The sequence below is a fragment of the Scytonema sp. NUACC21 genome, from assembly GCF_054684315.1.
Genome location: NZ_BAAFZH010000085.1, coordinates 23,790 through 46,327, shown reverse-complemented (window position 1 = coordinate 46,327; position 22,538 = coordinate 23,790). Strand labels below are relative to the sequence as shown.

Sequence of the window (22,538 nt, the reverse complement as noted above, 5' to 3'; positions counted from 1 at the left end):
TGACACGCGTTAGTTTATTAGTTAAGTACTACTATAAAACACTTTACTGGTAAACAATATAGCACTTTTCAGGTAAATGAAGTCCATCGGTAGGGGTGTAAGGCTTTGCGCCCTGACAACTGAGTTCCAATAAGAAAACCTAATTATTTAAGCTGGATTATGACTCCAACCCACAGTGCGATCGCAACCCGAGTTAACAAAGCACCTAAAGCAAAATCAGAGTTTGAGCAACAGTCTTTTGAAGAAAATGCGATTAATGGCATTGGTAACGAGAATTTTGGCTTCCAAAGCTTAACTGAAGTAACTAAGGCGATTTTGCATCATGCTTTCTGGTTAGCAGAGCAAAAACAGAATCTGTCATTGAAGGAGTACAAAAAGCTACTTAATGACAAAGGCTGGAAAGGGGAGGAAAAAAGGTACCTCAAGATTGCTACAGCATTCGGGAAATTTTTGCCCGGTGAGTTAGCACACATAGAACCAAGAACCGTATATCAGCTAGCGGAAAATAGTAAGAAGTATCAGACAGTGATAGACAAGCTTCTTGATTTAACTGCAATCACACAAGAGGCTGTCCGTTCTTTGATTCAAGAACAACGTACTCCAAGAAAAACAAAGGCTGAAAAACCCAGTATTTGGCGGCGGACAAGGGATGGTAGAAGATACTGCCAAATACCACCCATTCATGAAGCAGATGAAAAGACTGGTACAACCTTACAAAAGATGATGGATGAAGAAGGGTTAACCGCGCAGCATATTGTAGCTGAAGCTATAGCCTTACGTCAGGCATATAAAGAGGGGCAGTTAATCTTTGCGGAAAATAAAGACACTTAAACTTAAGTAAGTCGGCGAGAAAAAACCAAACTATGTAGCGAAAAGTAAAATCTTTGGATGTGGCTCGTAGTAGCGCTGAGAGCGCATGCGTCCCAACTACAAATCAGTTATGATGATTTACGCCGACTTACTTATGTTGTCAAATATAAAAAAAGGTGCAGAGGGGTCACCTGCACCTGTGTTCAAAACGAACCTGATTTACAGGAGCGTTCTTATTTATTAAATTTAGTCAGATAAAATGAAGATATTGTGAAGAAGATCACTTTTAATGCTTGCAAGAACCCTGTTCGTGCTTGTGCTGACCATGACCGTGACCGTGACCGTGACCGTGAGCACAATTTTGTAAGTCTTGTTGCATTAAAGTTTCACTCACTTCTTTTAAGGATTCATCTACAGGCTTTAAACCAATCCACGAATCAATCAGTGCAACATCAAAACCGACTTCACGGCGATCGCCCACTTCCATTAAAGGGCGACGAATGAGAATAGGTTCTTTAAGCATCAGCAATAAAGCTGTTTCCGCATCCAACTTTTCCGGAACTACCTCACCAGATTGTACCCGTGGAGCTGTGCGATTAAACCATTCAGAGACAGGACGATTCCCAAAAAAGGAGCGCAAACGCTCGGCAGTCCAGGGTTCAGTCAGCAAGTTGTAAGCGATAACTTGATGACCTGCGGCTGTTAGCAGAGTTTTTTGTTTAATACTACCTTTACAGCCCGGTTTTTCATAAAAAATGACTCTTGCCATAGAAATATCTCCTAATTTAGTCATTGTTCATTAGTCATTAGTCATTGGTCATTAGTAAAAACAAAGGACAAATGACAAGGGACAAAAGTTAAAAGTTTTTAACAGTATGCTTGACGGGGTCAAACTCAAAGCGTTCTTGCATACGAGTTTCGCCATAAATATTAAAAGTTACAGTTGGTGTGTCACCGACAGCTTCCACCCTATGAATGGCATTAGGAGTGAAGCTAATAATGTCACCAGGAAATAGAGTTAGCTCTCCTGTTCGGTCAATTTTGTCTTTAAACTCTGAATGAGGAATTCGCTGCCAAAAAGTATTTCTTTCCTCTCCCTTTAACACTGCGACTATTCCCCAGGTACCATGATTGTGGATTGTTGATACAGTTCCTGGTGCAAATGTCACGGTTTGAACGGTGAATGGAAAACCTAACTCATCATATAAGAGTAGAATTGAAGTTCCAGTTTTGGGACAAGGTTCTAAATATCGGCTTTGTACCCAGTATGAGTTAACAATTAACCGCCTAACCAACATACGAATTTCTGGAAGTTGAGCAGTTTCATCCTCAACACCAGTGAGAGCATCTTCCACCTCAGTTAGAAACCGATGCAGGCGATAATTCTCCCTCAGTAAATCCCATGCCCTAACAGATTTACAGACTTGATACTGTCCGTCATCAGTGACAAGCCAATCCCTACCTTTCATAACTTTAAAGAATTAGGTAATTTTAGATTTTGAGTTTTGGATTATAAATGTAAAATTGAAACCACAGATAGACGCAAACAAACGCGAACAATATTCATGTGTCTGTTTGTATCCATCTGCTACAGGATGCGGTTCAAAATCCAAAATTTATCAGTCTTCGTCTTTGGGACGTGTCAAAATATCATATAAAATACCTGCCCCAAACTCATTTTTTTCATCTATTTCTTTCACTTTAGCACTGATTTCTTTAGCTTGCTCGATTTCTCCAAGCTTTGCTAAAACCAAACCAGAGGCAGCATAGGCATTGAGGTATAGTCTAATGCTGGGCTCGTCTTTTTGGCTGGCTAATATTGGTTTAAGTTGCTCCCATTGAGTAGGTAGCTTTTCTAATTCTTTAATTTTATCTATAACTTTGACTGCTGTTTGCAGTGCCATTGTGTAATTGTTTTTGTAAAAAAAATATCTATAAGCAGCCACCAAAACGTCTGTACATTCCTCCGTTTTAGCTAAGGCTTGATTCATATATTTCTCTGATTCTAAAGTATTTTCCCAGTTTTCTGCTGCCAGTATCAATAACTTTTTGATATCTTCTGGAATTTGAAACCAAGAAAATCTTTCCGCTTCGACTTGCATGAAAACCTCCTTCATCGGGAATTGTTAGTAGATAGTAGTTAGTAGGTAGTAGGCATAAAACTCATAACCACTAACAACTAACTACTAACCCTTCTTCCTAAAACTGTGTAAGAATATACAGCAGGGTGAAAAGAACTATCCAAATGATGTCTACAAAGTGCCAGTATATTTCTGCCATTTCAATACCAATGTGTTTGGTAGCAGAATAATGACCGGGACGGCGGGAACGCCATAACACACCCAAAATCAATAAAAGTCCGACAAAAACGTGTAAACCGTGGAAGCCAGTCATCAAGTAAAAGCAGTTAGCAAATACATTGGTAGTCAGACCGTATCCCAAAGTTAAGTACTCAATAACTTGACCGAGCAAGAAAATTGCGCCCATGATTGCGGTGAGTTTGTACCACTTTTGCATTCCTTGGACATCATTTTTCTTGATTGCTGCATCACCTAAATGAATGACAAAGCTACTGGATACCAGAATGATGGTGTTGATTGTAGGTAACAAAAGCTCTACTTCTGTTCCTTCTGGCGGCCAAACCTCAGCACCGCTGCGAAAGAACAAATAGGTGGCGAAAAAGCCGCCAAACATCAGGGATTCTGAGACGAGGAATGCTAACAATCCCAAAACACGTAAATCTGGATGTTCTTCGTGATGGGCTACACTCGTCTTTGTTTCTATAGCAATAGGGTTGTTAATATTTTCTGCTGCGTCCATTGTGAACCTTAATATGTCCAAAAAGAGTGGAGTTGTTTTGTGTTAATGGCTAATTGCTAATTGCATTTAGCATTAACCATTAGCCATTAACTATTAGCCATTAGCTGTTAGCAACTACTGAGCGGGAACAGCCGTTTCACCTGTTTGTGGAGCAGCACTATGACCGTTCAAGCCATAGTCGTAGGGACCTTTTGTCACAACGGGTAAGACTTCCCAGTTTTCAACTAGAGGTGGAGAGGAGGTTGTCCATTCTAAGGACAATGCATTCCAAGGGTTGTCTCCAGCTTTTTGTCCGGCAATCCAACTCCAAATGATATTGAGGGTGAATGGAAGGACTGATATTCCTAAGATAAACGCGCCATAAGTACAAAGCTGATTAATCGTGGTAAATTGCGGGTCATACATTGCAACCCGTCGGGGCATTCCTTGCAAACCCAATTCGTGCATGGGTAGAAAAGTCAGGTTTGTACCAATAAAAGTCAGAACAAAGTGAATGCGACCTAAAGGTTCATTCAACATCCGTCCTGTCATTTTAGGGAACCAGTGATAAATACCGGCATAAATACCAAATACAGAACCGCCAAACAAGACGTAGTGGAAGTGCGCTACAACGTAGTATGTATCGTGAACGTGAACATCAAAGGGAGCGGTTCCCATCGTCACACCACTCAAACCACCCATGACAAACATAGATAGCAAGCCGATGGCGAAGAGCATGGCTGATGTGAAGCGAATTTTGCCTCCCCAAAGGGTAGCAACCCAGCCAAAAATCTTGACGCCAGTGGGAACGGCAACGATTAGGGTAGAGATGGTGAACCCGGTCTGACCTTAAACCCCCTGTCGATGGACAGTACAATTGCAAAGTTCGATTTAACTCTGTCGATGGAGGACAGCGAGCAAGGACTGGTAGCGTGGTTGGAATACAACAGCGACCTGTTTGATGCTAGCACCATTACCCGGATGCTCGCCCATTTCCAAACCTTACTCGAAGGTATCGTTGCCCATCCCGAATATCGGCTTTCCAACTTGCCACTGTTAGCAGAAGCAGAACACCTGACTCTAGTAGAGGAATGGAATCGCACAGCGACGGATTATCCGAAAGATTTATGTATTCATCAGTTATTTGAAGCACAGGTGGAGCGCACACCGGATGCTGTGGCAGTGGAGTTTGAAGACCAACAACTGACTTACTTTGAGTTAAACTGTCGTGCGAATCAGCTGGCGCACTACTTGCATTCCCTAGGGGTGAGACCAGAAGTACTCGTTGGCATTTGCCTGGAGCGATCGCTCTTGATGGTGGTGGGGCTGTTAGCCATTCTCAAAGCTGGCGGGGCTTACGTTCCCCTAGACCCAGCCTATCCCCAAGAACGCTTGACCTTCATGCTCAAAGATGCCCGTGTATCGGTGCTACTGACCCAACAGCATTTGGCTGAGAAACTTCCGGAACACACGGCAAGTATTGTTTACCTCGACAGCAACTGGGAAACCAATGCCGACGACGGTGCTCAGAGCCACACCGACCACAGCATAGAAAACCTTACGAGCAAAGTCACACCCGACAACCTCGCCTATGTCATTTACACCTCAGGGTCTACCGGCACACCCAAGGGTGTGAGGATTGTACACCGGGGAGTCGTGCGGTTAGTCAAAGAAAACAATTATGCCAACCTGAGCGCAGAACAGGTGTTCTTGCAACTTGCTCCCATCTCCTTTGATGCCTCAACTTTTGAGATTTGGGGCAGCCAGCTCAACGGTGGGCGTCTGGTGGTCATGCCTGCCCATATGCCATCTTTGCAGGAGTTAGGGCTTGCCCTGAGGCAATACCAGGTGACAATACTGTGGTTGACAGCAGGATTGTTCCACCTGATGGTAGACGAGCGACTCTCTGACCTGGAGCTGGTAGGTCAACTACTTGCAGGCGGTGATGTTTTATCAGTATCCCATGTCCAAAAGGTTCATCAACTCCTCAAAGAATGTCAGTTGATCGACTGCTATGGTCCGACGGAGAATACAACCTTCACCAGCTGCTACGCGGTACCACGGGGAACTGAGATAAGAAATTCCATCCCTATCGGTCGCCCGATTGCAAATACCCAAGTCTATCTGTTGGACGAACAGTTGCAACCAGTACCGATAGGCGTGCCAGGGGAATTGTATATCGGTGGTGACGGCTTGGCACGGGATTACCTCAACCGCCCGCAACTGACGGCAGAAAAGTTCATCCCCAATCCTTTTAGCTCAAAGCCAGGGGAGCGTTTGTATAAAACTGGTGACCATGCTCGCTACTTACCCAATGGCAACATTGAGTACCTCGGTCGCCTTGACAACCAGGTAAAAATTCGCGGCTTCCGTATTGAACTCGCAGAAATAGAGTCGGTGCTGCAACAGCATCCAGGGGTTCGCGAGAGTGTGGTCATAGCTCGGGAGGATGTACCGGGCAACAAGCGCCTGGTGGCATATGTGGTAGTCAATGAGACATCAGGTTCAACAATTGGGGAACTGCACCACTTCCTGAAAGCAAAGCTACCCGAGTACATGGTGCCCTCTGCCATAGTAATACTAGAAACTCTACCCTTGACACCCAACGGCAAGGTAGACCGCCGTGCCCTCCCGGTACCTGAGACAACTCGACCGGAATTATCAGGTAAGTTTGTCAAACCGCGAACTCCCATTGAGGAAATGCTGGCTGTGACGTGGGCTGATATCCTGGGAGTGCAAAACATAGGTATCCACGACAATTTCTTTGAGTTGGGGGGACATTCATTGCTTGCGACCCAAGTGGTTTCCCGGTTGCGCGACACCTTCTGTGTGGAATTGCCCCTGCGCGTACTTTTTGAGGCACCGACAGTGGCGGGGCTAGCCGAGCACATCGACACAGCACGTCGCGCTTCGGGTGGTCTGCACACTCCGCCCTTGGTACCGATAAAGCGAGACACACACTTACCCCTGTCGTTTGCTCAAGCAAGGCTGTGGTTCCTAGATCAATTAGAGCCAGGTAGCGCTGTTTACAACATACCTGCCGCCGTGCGCCTGAGCGGTTCGCTCGACGTAGCGGCTCTACAGCAGAGCTTTAATGAAATTGTCCGCCGCCACGAAACTTTGCACACCACCTTTATGAGGGTGGATGGGGAACCGATTGTAGCGCTCGCCCCAGTTTCCAGCTTCAAGTTGACGATGGTAGATCTGCGCGAGTTGGCACCAGATGAGCAGTCAACTGAGGTTTCACGGCTGATCGCCCTTGAAGCTCAACGACCCTTCGACCTGAGCAACGGGCCATTGCTACGAGCAACACTGCTGCAGTTGAATCAAACCGAACACGTACTGCTGGTGGTGATGCACCACATTATCAGCGATGGTTGGTCGATGGGAGTACTGATTCGGGAACTAGCGGCGCTTTACGAAGCTTATTCTAGAGAGCAACCTTTGACGTTGCCAGAATTACCCATCCAGTATGCTGACTTTGCTCACTGGCAGCGCCAGTGGCTGAGTGGTGAGGTGCTGCAAGCACAGCTGGAGTATTGGAAGCAACAGCTGGCTGGCGCTCCCCCCGTCTTAGAGTTACCCACCGATCGCCCGCGACCACCGGTTCAAACTTTCCGAGGGGCATCCCAATCTCTGGCGTTGCCCGAACCGTTGAGTCAAGGGCTCAAAGCGCTGAGCCAGCGTTATGGGGTCACCTTGTTTATGACCCTACTGGCGGCATTCCAAACCTTGCTTTACCGCTATACCGGGCAGTCGGATATCTGTGTTGGTTCCCCAATTGCCAATCGCAACCGCAGCGAGACAGAGTCATTAATTGGCTTTTTTGTCAATACACTGGTTCTACGCACTCAGGTCTCAGGCAACGCAAGTTTCTCGGAGTTACTGGCGCGGGTGCGAGAAGTGGCTTTGAATGCCTATGCCCACCAGGATTTGCCCTTCGAGCAACTGGTGGAAGCACTACAGCCCGAGCGCAACCTCAGCCACCAGCCCCTGTTCCAGGTCATGTTTGTCCTCCAGAATGCCCCGATGCCAACACTGGAACTACCCGGTCTGTCCTTAAACCCCCTGTCGATGGACAGTACAATTGCAAAGTTTGATTTAACTCTGTCGATGGAAGACACAGACCGGGGACTGGTGGGGTGGTTGGAATACAACAGCGACTTGTTCGATGCTAGCACCATTAACCGGATGCTCGCTCATTTCCAGACGTTACTCGAAGGTATCGTCGCCCACCCCGAACATCGGCTTGCAAACTTACCGTTGCTGACACCGCAAAACCAGCACCAACTGTTAGTGGAGTGGAATGATAACCGAACTGATTACCCGAAACAGCAGTGTATCCATCAGTTGTTTGAAGCTGAGGTGGAACGAAGCCCCGACAAAGTAGCAGTGGTCTTTGAAGACCAGCAACTAACCTACTCCGAACTGAATCGACGGGCGAATCAGCTAGCGTACTACTTGCGTTCGTTAGGAGTGGGACCAGAGGCACTGGTTGGCATTTGCTTGGAGCGATCGCTCTTGATGGTAGTCGGGCTACTGGGCATTCTTAAGGCAGGCGGAGCATACGTTCCCTTAGATCCCACGTTACCGATAGAGCGGCTAGCCTTCATGTTAGGGGATGCCCAGGTACCTGTCCTGTTGACCCAGCAGCACCTAGTGGCGAAGTTACCTATAGGGAAAACCGAGGTGGTCTGCCTGGACGCGGGATGGGAAGCAAATGCCTACGACTCTACCACCCACTATACCCACCAGAACGAGGAGAACTTGACTAATGACGTACAGCCTAACAATTTAGCTTATGCAATGTATACTTCTGGGTCAACAGGGATACCCAAAGGAATTGCCGTTCCGCATCGGGGCGTGGTACGCTTGGTCAAGCAGACCAACTATGCCGAACTGACTGCAGAAGAAGTTTTCCTACAGTTTGCCCCGATTTCCTTTGATGCTTCAACTTTTGAAATTTGGGGTTGCCTCCTTAACGGAGCACGACTGGTAGTATTCCCCGCTCGGATGCCATCTTTAGAAGAATTGGGAAGGATTCTGCAGCAATACCAGGTGACAACGCTGTGGCTGACAGCTGGCTTGTTCAACCAGATGGTGGAGGGCTATATTGAAGGTCTTGAGCAGGTTCGGCAACTCCTGGCAGGTGGTGATGTTTTATCGGTTTCCCACGTACAGACAGTCCTCCAAAAGATAAAAGGCTGCCGATTAATTAATGGTTACGGGCCAACGGAAGGGACTACTTTCACCTGCGGCTATCCAATCACGACTGCTGACCGGGTTGGTATTTCTGTCCCCATTGGTCGTCCGCTTAGTAACACGCAAGTCTATATTCTGGACTCTCATCTACAACCTTTGCCGATTGGGGTTCCAGGGGAACTTTATATTGGAGGAGACGGTTTAGCGCGTGGGTATCTCAACCAGCCTGGGCTGACTGCCAAGAAGTTTATCCCAAATCCCTTTAGCTCAGACCCAGGGGCTTGCCTTTACAAAACTGGGGATCTAGCCCGCTACAACAGCGATAGTAACATTGAGTTCCTTGGTCGCCTCGACCACCAAGTCAAGCTGAGAGGCTTCCGGATAGATTTGCCAGAAATCGAGGTAACGCTGTCCCATCACCCTGCGGTGCATGAGGTTGTAGTTACAGCTAGGGAAGATGCCCCCGGCAACAAACGTCTCGTGGCCTATGTTGTTCCGAAGCAGGATCGGGAGGAACCCACAATCGCTGAAATGCGCCGTTTCCTGGTCGAAAAGTTGCCTGATTACATGGTGCCGTCAGCCTTTGTACTGCTTTCTACCCTACCTCTGACGCCTAACGGCAAGGTAGACCGCAAAGCCTTACCTTCTCCACAACAAGGTGTGCGCCCTGAATTGACAGCAGATTATGTGGCACCCCAATCCGAATTGGAGCGAACCATCGCCATTGTTTGGCAAGAGGTGCTTCAAGTGGAGAAAGTCGGCATACATGACAATTTCTTCGATCTCGGTGGTCATTCCTTACTTGTCATTCAAGTACATGGCAAACTGCGTCAAGCTTTGGATTGGGAATTATCAATGGTTGATATCTTTCAATATCCAACCATCAGTGCTTTGGCTAACTATTACAGTCAACAGCAAAGCGAACGACCATCCTTTGAGCACACCCAAGAGCGAGCTCAAGGTCGTAAAGACTTAATGAAGCAACAAAGGCAACTCAGACAAAAAAATCGGGCAACGAATAACTTAGCAAGGGGTTCATGATGAGTAGCTCAGACGCATTTAATCACCTCGAGCAAATAGCGATTGTCGGCATGGCTGGACGTTTTCCAGGAGCGAAAAATATTGCCGAATTTTGGCAGAATTTGCAAGATGGAGTCGAATCAATTTCTTTTTTCACGGATGAAGAACTGACATCTTCAGGTATTGACTGTGCTGTATGGAATGATGCCAATTATGTTAAAGCAGGAGCTATCCTGAATGACATAGAGTTGTTTGATGCTTCATTCTTTGGTTTCTCTCCCAGAGAAGCTGAAATGATGGACCCGCAACATCGTCTTTTCCTAGAGCATGCATGGGAGGTTCTTGAAAGTGCCGGTTACAACTCCCAAACCCATGCAGGTCGGATTGGAGTTTACGCAGGTGTAGACCTGAACACCTATTTTTTGTACAACCTTTATCAAAACCGAAATTTTTCAGAATCAGAGACCAGTTTCCAAACGTTGATTGGAAATGATAAAGATTTCCTATCCACTCATGTTTCTTACAAATTAAACCTCAAGGGGCCAAGTGTTACTGTCCAAACTGCCTGTTCTACTTCATTAGTTGCCGTTCACTTTGCCTGTCAAAGTTTGCTGAATGGCGAAAGCGATGTTGCTCTAGCTGGTGGTGTTTCGATTTCTGTGCCCCACAAAACTGGTTATCGTTATGAAACAGGGGGAGTTTTATCTCCCGACGGTCATTGCCGTGCCTTTGATGCCAAGGCGCGGGGAACGGTGAATGGCAACGGTGTAGGTATTGTGGTTTTGAAGCGATTGGAGGATGCGATCGCAGATGGCGACTGCATTCACGCAGTTATTAAAAGTTCAGCTATTAATAATGATGGTGCTTTAAAGATTGGCTATACAGCACCCAGTGTAGATGGTCAAGCGGAAGTCATAGCAGAGGCACTTGCCCTGGCTGGGGTTGAACCCGAGACAATCAGCTATATCGAAGCTCACGGAACCGGAACGGCTTTGGGTGACCCAATTGAAATTGCAGCTTTAAAAAAGGTGTTTCATGCCAGTACCCACAAGAAAAACTTTTGTGCCATCGGCTCAGTAAAAACGAATGTTGGACATTTGGGTGCAGCTGCTGGGGTAACCAGCTTGATCAAAACCGTTCTAGCTCTCAAACATCAGTTGCTCCCACCCAGCTTGCACTTTGAAGTTCCCAATCCCGAAATTGATTTTGCTAACAGTCCCTTCTATGTTAATAGCACGCTATCAGAATGGAAAAAGAGCAACACTCCCCGCCGCGCTGGGGTGAGTTCCTTTGGTATTGGAGGAACCAATGCCCACGTAATTCTTGAAGAAGCGCCCACCGTCGAGACTAGTGAACCTGGGCGGGCACAAAAGTTGTTGGTGCTTTCTGCCAAGACAGGTTCCGCACTGGAAACCGCCACTGCCAATCTAGTCGATTGCCTCAAGCAGCAACCCGAATTGAACTTAGCTGATGTCGCTTATACACTCCAAGTCGGTCGTAAAACTTTGAGTTATCGCCGGATGGTGGTTTGCGAGACAATTGATGATGCTGTTACGGCGCTTGAGACCCAGAACCCACAACGAGTTGTGACGCACTTCCAAGAGCCTTGTCATCGGTCAGTTGTGTTTATGTTTCCCGGACAGGGTGCCCAGTACGCGAACATGGGCTGGGAACTTTATCAAAACGAGCCGACGTTTCGTGACTGTGTCGATCGCTGCTGTGACCTGCTTAAACCCCACTTAGGGCTAGATCTGCGCCAAGTGCTTTATCCTAGCAAGGAAAAAACTGAAGAAGCTGCACAACACCTTCAACAGACTGAAATTACCCAACCTGCCCTATTTGTAATTGAGTATGCCCTGAGCCAGTTGTGGGAAGCGTGGGGCGTGCGTCCTCAGGCAACGATCGGTCACAGCATCGGGGAATATGTAGCTGCCTGCCTAGCTGGTGTCTTTTCTCTGGAAGAAGCGTTGGAGCTGGTAGCAGCCCGAGGGCGGCTGATGCAGCAATTACCCGCAGGTGCCATGCTTTCCATCTCACTGCCAGAGCAAGAAGTTCAACCCTTCCTAAAGGAGAACGTCTCGCTGGCTGCTAGCAATAGTCCCTCTGTATGTGTGGTTTCAGGGACTACTGAAGCAATTGATACATTGCAAACTCAATTGACCGAACGGGGTATAGGCTGTAGCCGCCTGCACACTTCCCATGCCTTTCATTCCCAAATGATGGAACCCATCCTAGAGGAATTCACGAAGCAGGTCAAAAAAGTTAATTTGAAGGTTGCCAAAATTCCCTTTGTGTCCAACCTTACTGGCACTTGGATTACTGCAGACCAGGCAACCGATCCCAGTTATTGGGGGAAACATTTAAGGCACACCGTACAATTTGCCCAAGGAATGGCTCATCTGGTGCAAGAACCCAACCGCATACTGCTGGAAGTGGGTCCTGGCCGGACGTTGAGCAACTTTGCCCTTGCTCAAAAGGTGGACGGTGTGGTTGTTCTTGCTTCGCTCCGCCATCCCAAAGATTCACAGTCGGATCTAGCATTTTTGCTGAATACCTTAGGTAGACTCTGGTTGGTTGGTGTCCAGGTAGATTGGTCTGGGTTCTATGACCAAGAGCGCCGTCATCGGTTGCCCTTACCGACCTACCCCTTTGAACGACAGCGTTACTGGATTGAACCCCAAGCCAAAACAGCCGATGCCACTCATTCTCAAAGCACACTAGGCAAAAAGCCGAATGTTGCAGACTGGTTTTATCTTCCCTCCTGGAAACGATCCATGGTACTTTCACCCAGTGCGGGAGAACTCACACAGCAACAATCGTGCTGGCTGGTATTTGCCGATGCCTGTGGGGTAGGCTCGCAACTGGCAAATCGGCTGGAACAAGAGGGCCAAGATGTCATTACTGTGATGCTAGGAGAGCAATTCATCAAACTCAGCGATCGCGTGTATGCAATTAATCCCCAGCAACGAGAGGATTACGATCGCTTGCTCCAGGCACTTCGCACACTGAATAAAACTCCACAAGCAATAGCTCATTTATGGAGTATCACAGCAGAAACTCGATCGGGAATTGAGTTCTTTGAAAAGTGTCAGAATTTAGGTTTTTATAGTTTGCTTTTCCTGGTGCAGGCACTTGGACAACATAATATTGTAAATAATATCGCAATCACGGTAGTAACCAACAACGTACACGAGGTGACTGGCGATGAGAGGTTGTGTCCTGAGAAGGCAACTGTGTTAGGAGCTTGTAAGGTAATTCCTCAAGAATATCCACATATCACCTGCCAGAGTATTGATGTGGTTCTTCCCGAATTAGGGGCTGACCACAGCAACCAAATTATAGACCAACTCATTGCCGAACTCTTTGTGCCGCCATCTGGTTTAGTTGTCGCCTACCGTGGTCATCATCGATGGGTGCAAACCTTTGAACCAGTTCACCTGGATGAAAGCATCACCAACAGGAGGCGATTGCGAGAAAAAGGTGTATACCTGATTACAGGTGGACTCGGAGGCATTGGTCTACAAGTTGCAGAGCACCTGGCTCAAGCAGTACAAGCCAAATTGATTCTTATTGGACGTTCTGCTCTGCCTGAGAGACAGGAGTGGGAACAATGGCTGGCAACTCATGGCGATCGAGATGACGTTAGCCGCAAGCTCCGCAAAGTGCAGGAGTTAGAAGCATTAGGTGCAGAAGTCTTGGTTATCGGCGCTGATGTGACCGATGAAAATCAAATGCTCGGGGTCATCGCTCAAGCATCCAAGAGCTTTGGTGAGATTCATGGTGTAGTCCACGCAGCAGGGCTCAAGTTAGTTGGAAATATTCAAGCGATCGGTCGAAGTGAATGCGAGGAGCAATTTCGACCAACAGTGCAAGGGCTCTTTGTCTTAGAAAAGGTTTTGCAGGGGAAAAATTTGGATTTTTGTTTGTTAGTCTCCTCATTATCCTCGATTTTGGGGGTATTGGGCATGGCTGCCTATCCTGCAACACACCTCTTCACGGATGCCTTTGTTTACAAGCATAACCAGACAAATTCTCTACCCTGGCTTAGCGTCAACTGGGATAACTGGCTGACCGCCCAAGCAGCTGAATTGGCTGTAACACCAGACGCGATCCCAGAAATTACGTCAAAAGCTGCAGAATTGGTCATGACAGCCCAAGAAGGGGTGGAAGTCTTTAAACGAGTTTTATCCTTGGATAGAGTGACTCAGATAGCAATTTCAACGGGAGACCTACAAGCCAGAATCGACCAATGGATTAAATCTCAATCTTTACAAAAGCCAGAACATTCAAAGCAAGTAGGTACGCCTTCACTCCACTCCAGACCTAACTTGCAAAGTACCTATGTTGCCCCCAGAACTGAGGTTGAGCAAACCATGACTGATATTTGGCAGCAATTACTGGGTATCGAGCCAGTGGGTATTTATGATAACTTCTTCGAGTTGGGTGGGGATTCGGTTCTCAGCATTCAGATTATCGCTCGCTCAAATCAAGCAGGTCTGCAGTTTACCCCCAAGCAGGTATTTGAACACCAAACCATTGCCGAGTTGGCAGCAGTGGTAGACACCATCGACACTATCCAAGCGGAACAAGGCTTGGTGATGGGTTTGCTACCCCTAACACCCATCCAGCATTGGTTCAAAGAACAAAAGCTAGCTGACCCCCACCATTGGAACCAAGCAATGTTACTGAAGGTGGGACAACCTATTGACCCCACGTTATTGGAGCAAGTGGTGTGCTACTTGCTACAACACCACGATGCCCTCCGCCTGCGTTTTGTGCAAGAACAATTGAGTTGGCAGCAGGCGATTGCTGGCTCTGGTGAGACAGTGCCTTTCTCACGGCTGGATTTGTCAGCGCTACCAGAAGTAGAGCAAGAAAGAGCGATAGAAGCTGCTGCTAACGAATTACAAACTAGCCTGAACCTTTCCGAAGGTCCACTGGTGAGGGTTGCCCTTTTTAACCTGGGAGGACAAAAGCCCGACCGACTGCTGGTAGTCATCCACCATTTGGCGGTAGATGTGGTCTCTTGGCGGATCTTGCTTGAGGATCTTCAAACCGCTTATAATCAGCTGAGCCAAGGTAAAGCAATTCAGCTTCCACCCAAGACAACTTCCTTTAAGCAGTGGGCTAAACACCTGAAGGTGTATGCTCAGTCACCCGTATTGCAACAAGAACTGGATTACTGGCTTACAGAGCCCCGTAGATGGGTTTCCCCTTTACCAGTGGACTATCCTCAGTGTGCTAATACCGTAGTGTCGGCTCGGACTGTGTCTGTAGAACTCAGTATTGACGAGACCGAAGTTCTGCTGCAGGAAGTTCCAGCAACCTATCGAACACAGATTGACGGCGTGCTGCTCACAGCCCTAGTGCAAGCTTTTGCCCGATGGACGGGAGAGCGATCGCTACTAGTTGATTTGGAAGGTCGCGGACGAGAAGTCATCTTCCCAAATATAGATTTATCACGGACTGTAGGCTGGTTCACCACCCTCTACCCCGTACTTTTGGATTTAGAAGACGTTGCCCATCCCGATGCCGTGTTGAATGCCGTCAAAGAGCAACTCCGCTGCATTCCTAATGAGGGCATCGGTTATGGCATACTGCGGTACTTAAGCGAGAATGGGGCAATTACCGAGAAATTGCGTTCTCTTCCCCAAGCAGAGGTGAGTTTTCTGTACTTGGGTCAGTTAGATCGAGGGATGCCCAACTCTTCTCTATTCGTACCAACCGATGAGCCCATCGGTCTGCTCCACAGCCCACGGGGAAGCCGGAGTCATCTGTTGGAGGTTAATGGGTTTGTGACTGGAGGTTGTCTGCACTTGAATTGGACGTACAGTGAGAATTTACATCAACGGGCGACAGTCGAGGCACTAGCACAAGATTGTGTGGCGACACTGCGAGCGCTCATTGCCCACTGCCAATCTCCTGAGGCGGGGGGCTACATACCTTCCGATTTCCCACTTGCGTTGCTGGATCGGGATGAACTTGACAAAGCATTTGGAAGCATTGAGTTTGAAGAGGAATAAGCAAGATGATCTCTAAAAATATTGAGGCTGCCTATCCTCTATCTCCCATGCAGCAAGGTATGCTGTTCCATACCCTTTATACTCCAGAGTCTGGGATGTATTTCCAGCAGTTGAGCTGCACCTTCTATGGAGACCTTAACGTTTTAGCGTTTCAGCGAGCTTGGCAAATGGTGGTAGACCGACATCCAGTCTGGCGCACCGCCTTCGTTTGGGAAAATATCGAAAAGCCGCTTCAGGTGGTAGGTAGACGAGTGAAACTGCCGTGGGAGCAGCACGATTGGCGTTCTTTGTCCCCAGTAGAGCAGCAAGAGAAACTCGAAGCCTTCCTTGAAGCACACCGGGTACAAGGCTTCAAATTGTCTAAAGCACCCCTTATGGGTATAGCTCTGCTCCAGATGGACGAAAAAACTTACCAATTTGTCTGGAGCTACCACCACCTGCTGTTGGATGGATGGTCGCTGTCTTTGGTGTTCAAGGAAGTCTTTGCTTTTTACTCGGCATATTGTGAAGGTAAGGATTTACAACTGAAACGCAGCCGTCCCTACCAGGACTACATTGCCTGGTTGCAACAGCAGGATTTAGCCAAGGCTGAGGCGTTCTGGCGGCAGACACTTAAGGGTTTTACCGCGCCAACTCCGTTAGGAGTCGATAAAGCATTGGGGAGCTTGTCCACTGAAGAGGAAACCTACGATGACCAACTGCTCCAGCTATCGGTAGCTCTCACCTCCAAACTGCAGTCCTTTGCCCGACAGCATCAACTGACGCTAAACACCCTGGTACAAGGAGCTTGGGCTCTACTCCTCTCACGCTACAGCGATCGCGTTGATATAGTTTTTGGAGCTACCGTCTCCGGTCGTCCGGCACATTTAGCAGGGGTCGAGTCTATGGTGGGGTTATTTATCAACACCCTACCAGTACGAGTGTTGGTGTCGCCCAGGGCTGAGTTGTTGTCCTGGCTCAAACAGCTGCAAGCTCAGCTTTTGGAACAACGCTCTTACGAATACAGCCCACTGCTGCAGGTGCAGGGGTGGAGCGATGTACCCCGAGGGCTGCCCCTATTTGAGAGCATTGTGGTATTTGAGAATTACCCGGTAGATGGTTCAATGCAGGAGCTCTGCGGCAGCTTACAGTTCGGTAATATTCGTGCCGTTGAGCGAACAAACTATCCCCTTACCTTAGTGGTACTGCCCGGTGAGCAATTGTCGCTGCGCCTTTCCTACGATTGCCGTCGCTTTGATGCGACTGCTATCTCCCGAATGCTGGGGCATTTGCAGATCTTGCTAGAAGGTATGGTCGCCCAGAGGGGTGGATGCCTTGCTTCCTTGCCAATGCTTACACAACGAGAGCGCCAGCAATTGCTGGTGCAGTGGAATCGCACGGAGGTGGATTACCCAGAGAATCTCTGTATTCATCAGTTGTTTGAAGCTCAGGTGGAACAAACGCCAGATGCGGTGGCAGTGGTGTTTGAAGACACACAACTTACCTATTGGGAATTAAACTGCCGTGCGAATCAGCTCGCCCACCACTTGCGATCGCTGGGAGTGGAACCGGATACTTTAGTCGGTCTGTGCGTGGAGCGGTCAGTGGAAATGGTAGTAGGGATTCTAGGCATCCTCAAAGCGGGTGGTGCATACGTGCCCTTAGACCCAGCGTATCCCCACGAGCGTCTGGCTTTTATGTTGGAAGATTCACAGGTGTTGGTGCTACTAACGCAGACACAGCTATTTGAGAAACTTCCGGAGCACAGAGCGCGTGTAATTTGCCTGGATACAAACTGGGAGGTCATTGCCAAACAGAGCAAGGAGAACCCGGTAAGTAGAGTGACCCTCGACCACTTAACCTATGTCATCTACACATCAGGTTCCACAGGTAGACCGAAGGGGGTTTTAATTACGCACCAAGGACTGGTCAATTACCTGCACTGGTGTAGCAATGCTTACACAGTAATAAAAGGGCAGGGTTCTCCAGTACATTCCTCCCTTGCTTTTGACCTCACCGTCACAAGCCTGTTTTCCTCGTTAATCGTGGGGCGCAGCGTGCTGCTCATTCCTGACGATAAGGGCGTCGAAGCCCTTGGGGCTGCTTTACAAGCTGATGGTGATTTCAGCCTCATTAAGATTACTCCAGCTCACTTGGAAGTCGTCAACCAGCAGCTGTCCCCAGAGGTAGTTGCGGGGCGAACAAGAACACTGGTCATTGGTGGCGAAGCGCTCTTTGCACGAACCCTTGCTTTTTGGCAAACCAATGCCCCTAGTACCAGATTAATCAACGAATATGGACCCACGGAGACGGTAGTGGGCTGCTGCGTTTATGAGGTTTCGGCTGAAGTCTCTGGAACTGGTGATGTACCAATTGGTCGTCCCATTGCGAATACGCAGATATACCTACTGGACGCCCAGCTGCAGCCCGTGCCCATTGGCGTCCCTGGTGAAATGTACATTGGTGGTGCTGGTGTAGCCAGGGGCTACCTCAACCGTCCGGAACTCACCGCACAAAGGTTTATCCCCAACCCCTTCAGCCAAAAACCGGGAGCACGCCTTTACAAAACTGGTGACAATGCTCGCTACTTACCCAATGGTGACATTGAGTATCTCGGTCGCCTTGACGACCAGGTGAAGATTCGCGGCTTCCGCAAATATTGGAGAAATTTTTGTGCTAATTTATCTGGTACTTCTTCGCGCCAAACAATGATGTAGGGCAGATTTAAAGAAGCTAATTCCCTTGCTAAACCCAGACCATCACAAGAATTGAAAATAGCTAATTTTAAACCTTTGTTAATTGCTGCTTTTAGTGTGTTTTTGATTTCTACCAAACTTAAACTATCATTGCGATTAATATTGATGACACCTGTTTGACCATCATTTTTAGTTTCGCTATGACCAGCAAAAAACAAAATATCACAGGGTTCTTCCCAGAGGGCGTTAAAATTTGAACGATTTGGTTCAGTAAGAACTATTAATTCTGCCGCTCGTTTCTTCAATTTTTTGAGTAATTCTTTATCAGCATTGGTATCAATGTTTGTACTATCTCCAAAAATACTGATAATTCTAGCTCTTCTAATTTTACCAGTCGTCAATGATTTTTCAGATGAGGTAGTACTTGCAACAGAAGAGTAAAAACAAACAGCCGCTTCATAGGAGAACTTTTGAGCAAAAAAATTCCATTCCTGCCAAGGTAGTCGATGTAAGATGTCTTTAGTTGCTAGAGATGCAATTTTCTCAGTGTGGATAACCAAACGAATTTCTGGGCGGGGGGCTTGTGGCAACACTCGTTCTAATTTTAACTGAACAGAGTGAAGCCACTGATGAAGTTGATCGCGCAAACGCACAGCTGAATCGTAACAATCTGTTTTTGATACATTCGTGACTTGGTTATTTTTAAAACGACCTCTGGAATGGTTCAGTAACAAGTAGTATTGTTTTCTCCAACGTTCATAGAAACCAGGAATTTCTGCATTTGGGGGTAATTGCACTTCTAGTTGTGTGATGTTACGCTGTCCGTTTGCTATCTTCACCTTAAGATTGATGTTGCTAAACCCGTGCTCAAAGTTCCCATCACCAAACTCTAAGTTTACCCATATTTCCATAGACTACTACCCTACATTAGTTCACCAACTCCATCACCATTTTTTTTAATAGGTTCAAACAAATGCAACTTATGCGGTTTTAAAGAAGAATGACAATAAAGCTTTAGGAAATCATTAGTTTTAGTACATAATTACTATTTTAACTCATTGGTTTTTTCAACACAACCAATGACTTTACAACTGTTTTTTTGGTACAACTGCCAACAATATCTGTATAAGTTTCAAAAACCGAAACATATATATATTATGTAGTTCTCCAGAACATTGATAAGAATGGTCTCTGGTGAAGAGCTTCGCTGTTTATGCCCCGTTTGATGAGAAGCAAGGTAACATTAGAAACTATGATAGCTCCGTCAAGATACTGGACAATGCATATAATTGATTCTCCTACAGTAAGCAATAATAAAATAAAGGGAGGCTACAAAACCAAGCAAATATTACCAGCACGGGAGTTTTTTAGGATACATTTTCCTCAGTTAGCCAATCAACCCACACTATCGCCAGAAGAAAGCAGACACATTCAAGCTATTGTGTGGAAGCTTTTTCACTCAGCTCCCAATATCCATGCTCGCGCCCTTGCTGGTCTTTGTTTGAGATGCTACATATCTCAGAAAATTCTCATCACCTGTAAAAAAATCCCTCACACCTGTCAACCTGAAGTTGAAAAGCCTTTTAGCTATATCGATCTGCTGCCATTCGTTTTAAACGACGATGGTAGAGAATTGGTGATTTTGGATAGTGAAGCTCAAAATCAACTTATCTTGAATCATGATGATTCAACTCGACCAATCCCTAAAGGAGGAGAACTTTTTAGCGTAGAAATTTTGCGAAGCTTTAACCCAAACTTAAATTCTAGTGAAAGCTTAGATAATTGGATTTGGAGGCTAACTCAACAAAATCAAAATTTAAAGTCATTTTTATGGGACTTCGGGGTAAGAACTCCCAGTGACTGGTCGTTACTATGTAAGCATATTCCCCGTTCTCTGGATACGCGTCTTGAACAAGGAGACCGCGAAATTGTAGAAGTCTTTCATGCAGTCTATCGCCGAGACAGACGCAATTCAGATAAAAAAGGACGTTGTTCTGAACCAACATCAAACCAGCTGCAAGAAATGCGCGATTTATTGCAGCAACGAAATATTACCGTAAGTTCTTCGAGAGAACTCATTTGCCATTTCAAAAGAATCGCAGAAATTTTACGTCAGGATACGCTTTCCAGAAGGACAGGTAGCCCTAAAACAATACCTTTAGAGGTATACGATCGCTCAACTAATCATTATGTGCCTAATTTAGAATTAGACTATTATGACCCAGATATCGAGGAAGTTGAAATAGACAAACTCCAAGAAAATTTTCATACTTTATTTGAAAAGATGTTATATGAAGCAATAGCGGAAGTCATTGACCAGCATATTGAATATTTGGCAAACAGTAAAGGGTACAAAAGTTTTGCTCAACGATTTCATGAAGGTTTACAACTTTACTACCAAGAAAATAAGACTTTAGGAGATATTGCTAAACTCTGGGAGATCCCTTGGTCTAAAGTTAGACGTATATTTATATTAGAAAGTTTGATGAAAAAAATTCAATATCGAACAGAAGAAAAATTTTTTGATACAATTATCAAGACATCTAAAATGTTTTTGCAAACAACAATTTTTAGCGAACCAGAACGTTTAAAAAATGTTGCTGAATCAATAAGAGATTACGCATTGAATAAAACATTTAACGATGCATATGCGGAAATTTTAAGTGGAAAAAGACAGAGAAGAAACAGTTTATTTGCTCAAATGATATGTCGTTATATTAATCATTCACTCAATCACGCAGCATGATGAAATTTATTTACCAGAAAAGGCTCGATTTTTTTATCAAAGTTTACTGCTACTTAAGGAGGTAAGATATGAGAAACGTTTCTATTTATTCACAATATATGAGATGGAAATCTTCACCAGAAGTTATTTACTTGGAAACAGAACACTTTGAATTAGCCAAAGAAATTAGCAACCAAAATTTAAGTGAAGCACACCAGTGGAAAATCTATTTAAATGCGCTAGCACTACTTGGTTTTGAACAATGGCTGAGAGAACGAGTTCCAGATCTCAAAATTAATCGCGATAAGGATTCGATATTTCAACCTAACGGTACTAATGCGATTGATGATGTCAGTTATCTCAAATTGGGTGAATTTCACCTTTGCCTAATTATTGTAGATAATTGGATTGATGATTTTATAACTCTACCAGAAGCAGCCATCAATTCACCAAAAAGGGCGGCACATTTCTATATATTGCTTGAAGTTTTGGAAGAGGAAGAACAATTGAAGATTTTTGGTTTTTTGCGTTACGATCAACTCGTTAAATCTTGCCAATCAATTAATTTGGAGGGAAAAGCTAACAATTGCTGTCAGATACCGCTTTCTTGGTTCGATCCTGAAGTAAACAATCTATTGTTATACTCACGTTTCTTGTCGCCAACTGCTATTACTCTACCATCAGTATTTGAAGTCAATAATACAAAAATACAAAATCTTACTCCCACTACAAGCATTGCGACGAAAGCACTAGTCAACTTAACCAATTGGTGGCATGAAGTTTTTGCAGAAGGCTGGCAATCTGGAAAAAACATTTGGAAGACAGTTGATAGTAACTATGCTTGGGGATATGTAAGAAGCCAATCACTATCTGATTATTATTCCGGAGCTAAAAAAATAGATTTTGGACTATTACTAAATGGTCAATCAGTAGCTTTAGTTGTCAATATCAAAAGGTTAGAAAATGATGAAATTGATGTGCTGGTACAGGTTACTCCTTGTTATGATGAACATCGCAATGAGGAATGTCTACCGTCTGGTTTGAAACTGAAAGTCACTCTTAATCCCAACACCTCTGAGTCAGAAAGTCAGGAAGTTACTGCCAGAGAAGCTGATAATGTCATTCAGTTAGAATTTAGTGAAGCCCCTGGTAAACAATTTAAGGTAGAAGTCACTTTCAAGAATGCTGTAGTTACTGAGGATTTTTTGTTGTAAATTTTATCACTGCTGTTGACCCTAAAGCTATCTTACTTAAAAGAGACAAAACTTTACACACTGGCATCGC

10 protein-coding genes and 2 pseudogenes are annotated in these 22,538 nt (G+C 45.9%); 6 read left to right on the top strand and 6 right to left on the bottom strand.

Annotation, left to right across the window (positions count from 1 at the left end; genetic code table 11):
• The first annotated feature begins 156 nt into the window (after positions 1–156).
• Positions 157–831, top strand: a complete 675-nt coding sequence (locus ACYRY3_RS20665; RefSeq protein WP_460203571.1) for a hypothetical protein — start codon at positions 157–159, stop codon at positions 829–831.
• Positions 832–1,096: 265 nt separating this feature from the next.
• On the opposite strand, the gene ACYRY3_RS20660 is transcribed toward ACYRY3_RS20665, so the two are convergent.
• The 5 genes and pseudogenes from ACYRY3_RS20660 to ACYRY3_RS20640 form a co-directional block, all read right to left on the bottom strand.
• Positions 1,097–1,579 (bottom strand): ArsC/Spx/MgsR family protein, encoded by a 483-nt coding sequence (locus tag ACYRY3_RS20660; RefSeq protein WP_460203570.1) that lies wholly within the window; start codon positions 1,577–1,579, stop codon positions 1,097–1,099.
• 88 nt (positions 1,580–1,667) lie between these two features.
• The gene (locus ACYRY3_RS20655) at positions 1,668–2,279 is read right to left on the bottom strand and encodes a cysteine dioxygenase family protein (protein WP_460203496.1); all 612 of its coding nucleotides are present in this window, start codon (positions 2,277–2,279) and stop codon (positions 1,668–1,670) included.
• Positions 2,280–2,429: 150 nt separating this feature from the next.
• Positions 2,430–2,912 carry a hypothetical protein gene (locus ACYRY3_RS20650; protein ID WP_460203495.1) on the bottom strand — a complete coding sequence of 161 codons (483 nt, stop codon included), beginning with the start codon at positions 2,910–2,912 and terminating at the stop codon, positions 2,430–2,432.
• A gap of 97 nt (positions 2,913–3,009) precedes the next feature.
• On the bottom strand, positions 3,010–3,630 hold the full coding sequence (locus ACYRY3_RS20645; RefSeq protein ID WP_460203494.1) for a cytochrome c oxidase subunit 3: 621 nt from the start codon (positions 3,628–3,630) through the stop codon (positions 3,010–3,012).
• 114 nt (positions 3,631–3,744) lie between these two features.
• A pseudogene (locus ACYRY3_RS20640) lies at positions 3,745–4,446 on the bottom strand (cytochrome c oxidase subunit I); the annotation flags it as partial.
• A 66-nt stretch (positions 4,447–4,512) separates the two neighbouring features.
• Between ACYRY3_RS20640 and ACYRY3_RS20635 the strand changes: the two are divergent.
• The 3 genes from ACYRY3_RS20635 to ACYRY3_RS20625 are packed head-to-tail and all read left to right on the top strand — an operon-like array spanning position 4,513 to position 18,550.
• Positions 4,513–9,852 (top strand): amino acid adenylation domain-containing protein, encoded by a 5,340-nt coding sequence (locus tag ACYRY3_RS20635; RefSeq protein WP_460203568.1) that lies wholly within the window; start codon positions 4,513–4,515, stop codon positions 9,850–9,852.
• Entirely contained in the window at positions 9,852–15,854 is a 6,003-nt protein-coding gene (locus ACYRY3_RS20630; RefSeq protein ID WP_460203567.1) for a type I polyketide synthase, read from the top strand. Before ACYRY3_RS20635 ends, ACYRY3_RS20630 begins: the two co-directional genes overlap by 1 nt.
• A 5-nt stretch (positions 15,855–15,859) precedes the next feature.
• The gene (locus tag ACYRY3_RS20625) at positions 15,860–18,550 is read left to right on the top strand and encodes a non-ribosomal peptide synthetase (RefSeq protein WP_460203493.1); all 2,691 of its coding nucleotides are present in this window, start codon (positions 15,860–15,862) and stop codon (positions 18,548–18,550) included.
• Here the strand turns inward: ACYRY3_RS20625 and ACYRY3_RS20620 are convergent.
• Positions 18,550–19,440: pseudogene (locus ACYRY3_RS20620) on the bottom strand (hypothetical protein); the annotation flags it as partial. The gene ACYRY3_RS20625 and the pseudogene ACYRY3_RS20620 sit on opposite strands and share 1 nt — an antisense overlap.
• Before the next feature lie 368 nt (positions 19,441–19,808).
• Here ACYRY3_RS20620 and ACYRY3_RS20615 point away from each other — a divergent pair.
• Positions 19,809–21,275, top strand: a complete 1,467-nt coding sequence (locus ACYRY3_RS20615) for a hypothetical protein (RefSeq protein WP_460203491.1) — start codon at positions 19,809–19,811, stop codon at positions 21,273–21,275.
• A gap of 68 nt (positions 21,276–21,343) precedes the next feature.
• Positions 21,344–22,468: a DUF1822 family protein gene (locus ACYRY3_RS20610; protein ID WP_460203490.1), complete on the top strand. Its 1,125-nt coding sequence runs from the start codon at positions 21,344–21,346 to the stop codon at positions 22,466–22,468.
• The last annotated feature ends 70 nt before the right edge of the window (positions 22,469–22,538 follow it).

What these genes read in the sequence shown, in the direction of transcription:
- ACYRY3_RS20630 (WP_460203567.1), top strand. Translation starts at nt 9,852, where the DNA reads ATGAGTAGCTCAGACGCATTTAATCACCTCGAGCAAATAGCGATTGTC.
- ACYRY3_RS20625 (WP_460203493.1), top strand. Translation starts at nt 15,860, where the DNA reads ATGATCTCTAAAAATATTGAGGCTGCCTATCCTCTATCTCCCATGCAG.
- ACYRY3_RS20610 (WP_460203490.1), top strand. Translation starts at nt 21,344, where the DNA reads ATGAGAAACGTTTCTATTTATTCACAATATATGAGATGGAAATCTTCA.
- ACYRY3_RS20660 (WP_460203570.1), bottom strand. Translation starts at nt 1,579, where the DNA reads ATGGCAAGAGTCATTTTTTATGAAAAACCGGGCTGTAAAGGTAGTATT.
- ACYRY3_RS20650 (WP_460203495.1), bottom strand. Translation starts at nt 2,912, where the DNA reads ATGCAAGTCGAAGCGGAAAGATTTTCTTGGTTTCAAATTCCAGAAGAT.
- ACYRY3_RS20615 (WP_460203491.1), top strand. Translation starts at nt 19,809, where the DNA reads ATGCATATAATTGATTCTCCTACAGTAAGCAATAATAAAATAAAGGGA.
- ACYRY3_RS20645 (WP_460203494.1), bottom strand. Translation starts at nt 3,630, where the DNA reads ATGGACGCAGCAGAAAATATTAACAACCCTATTGCTATAGAAACAAAG.
- ACYRY3_RS20635 (WP_460203568.1), top strand. Translation starts at nt 4,513, where the DNA reads ATGGAGGACAGCGAGCAAGGACTGGTAGCGTGGTTGGAATACAACAGC.
- ACYRY3_RS20655 (WP_460203496.1), bottom strand. Translation starts at nt 2,279, where the DNA reads ATGAAAGGTAGGGATTGGCTTGTCACTGATGACGGACAGTATCAAGTC.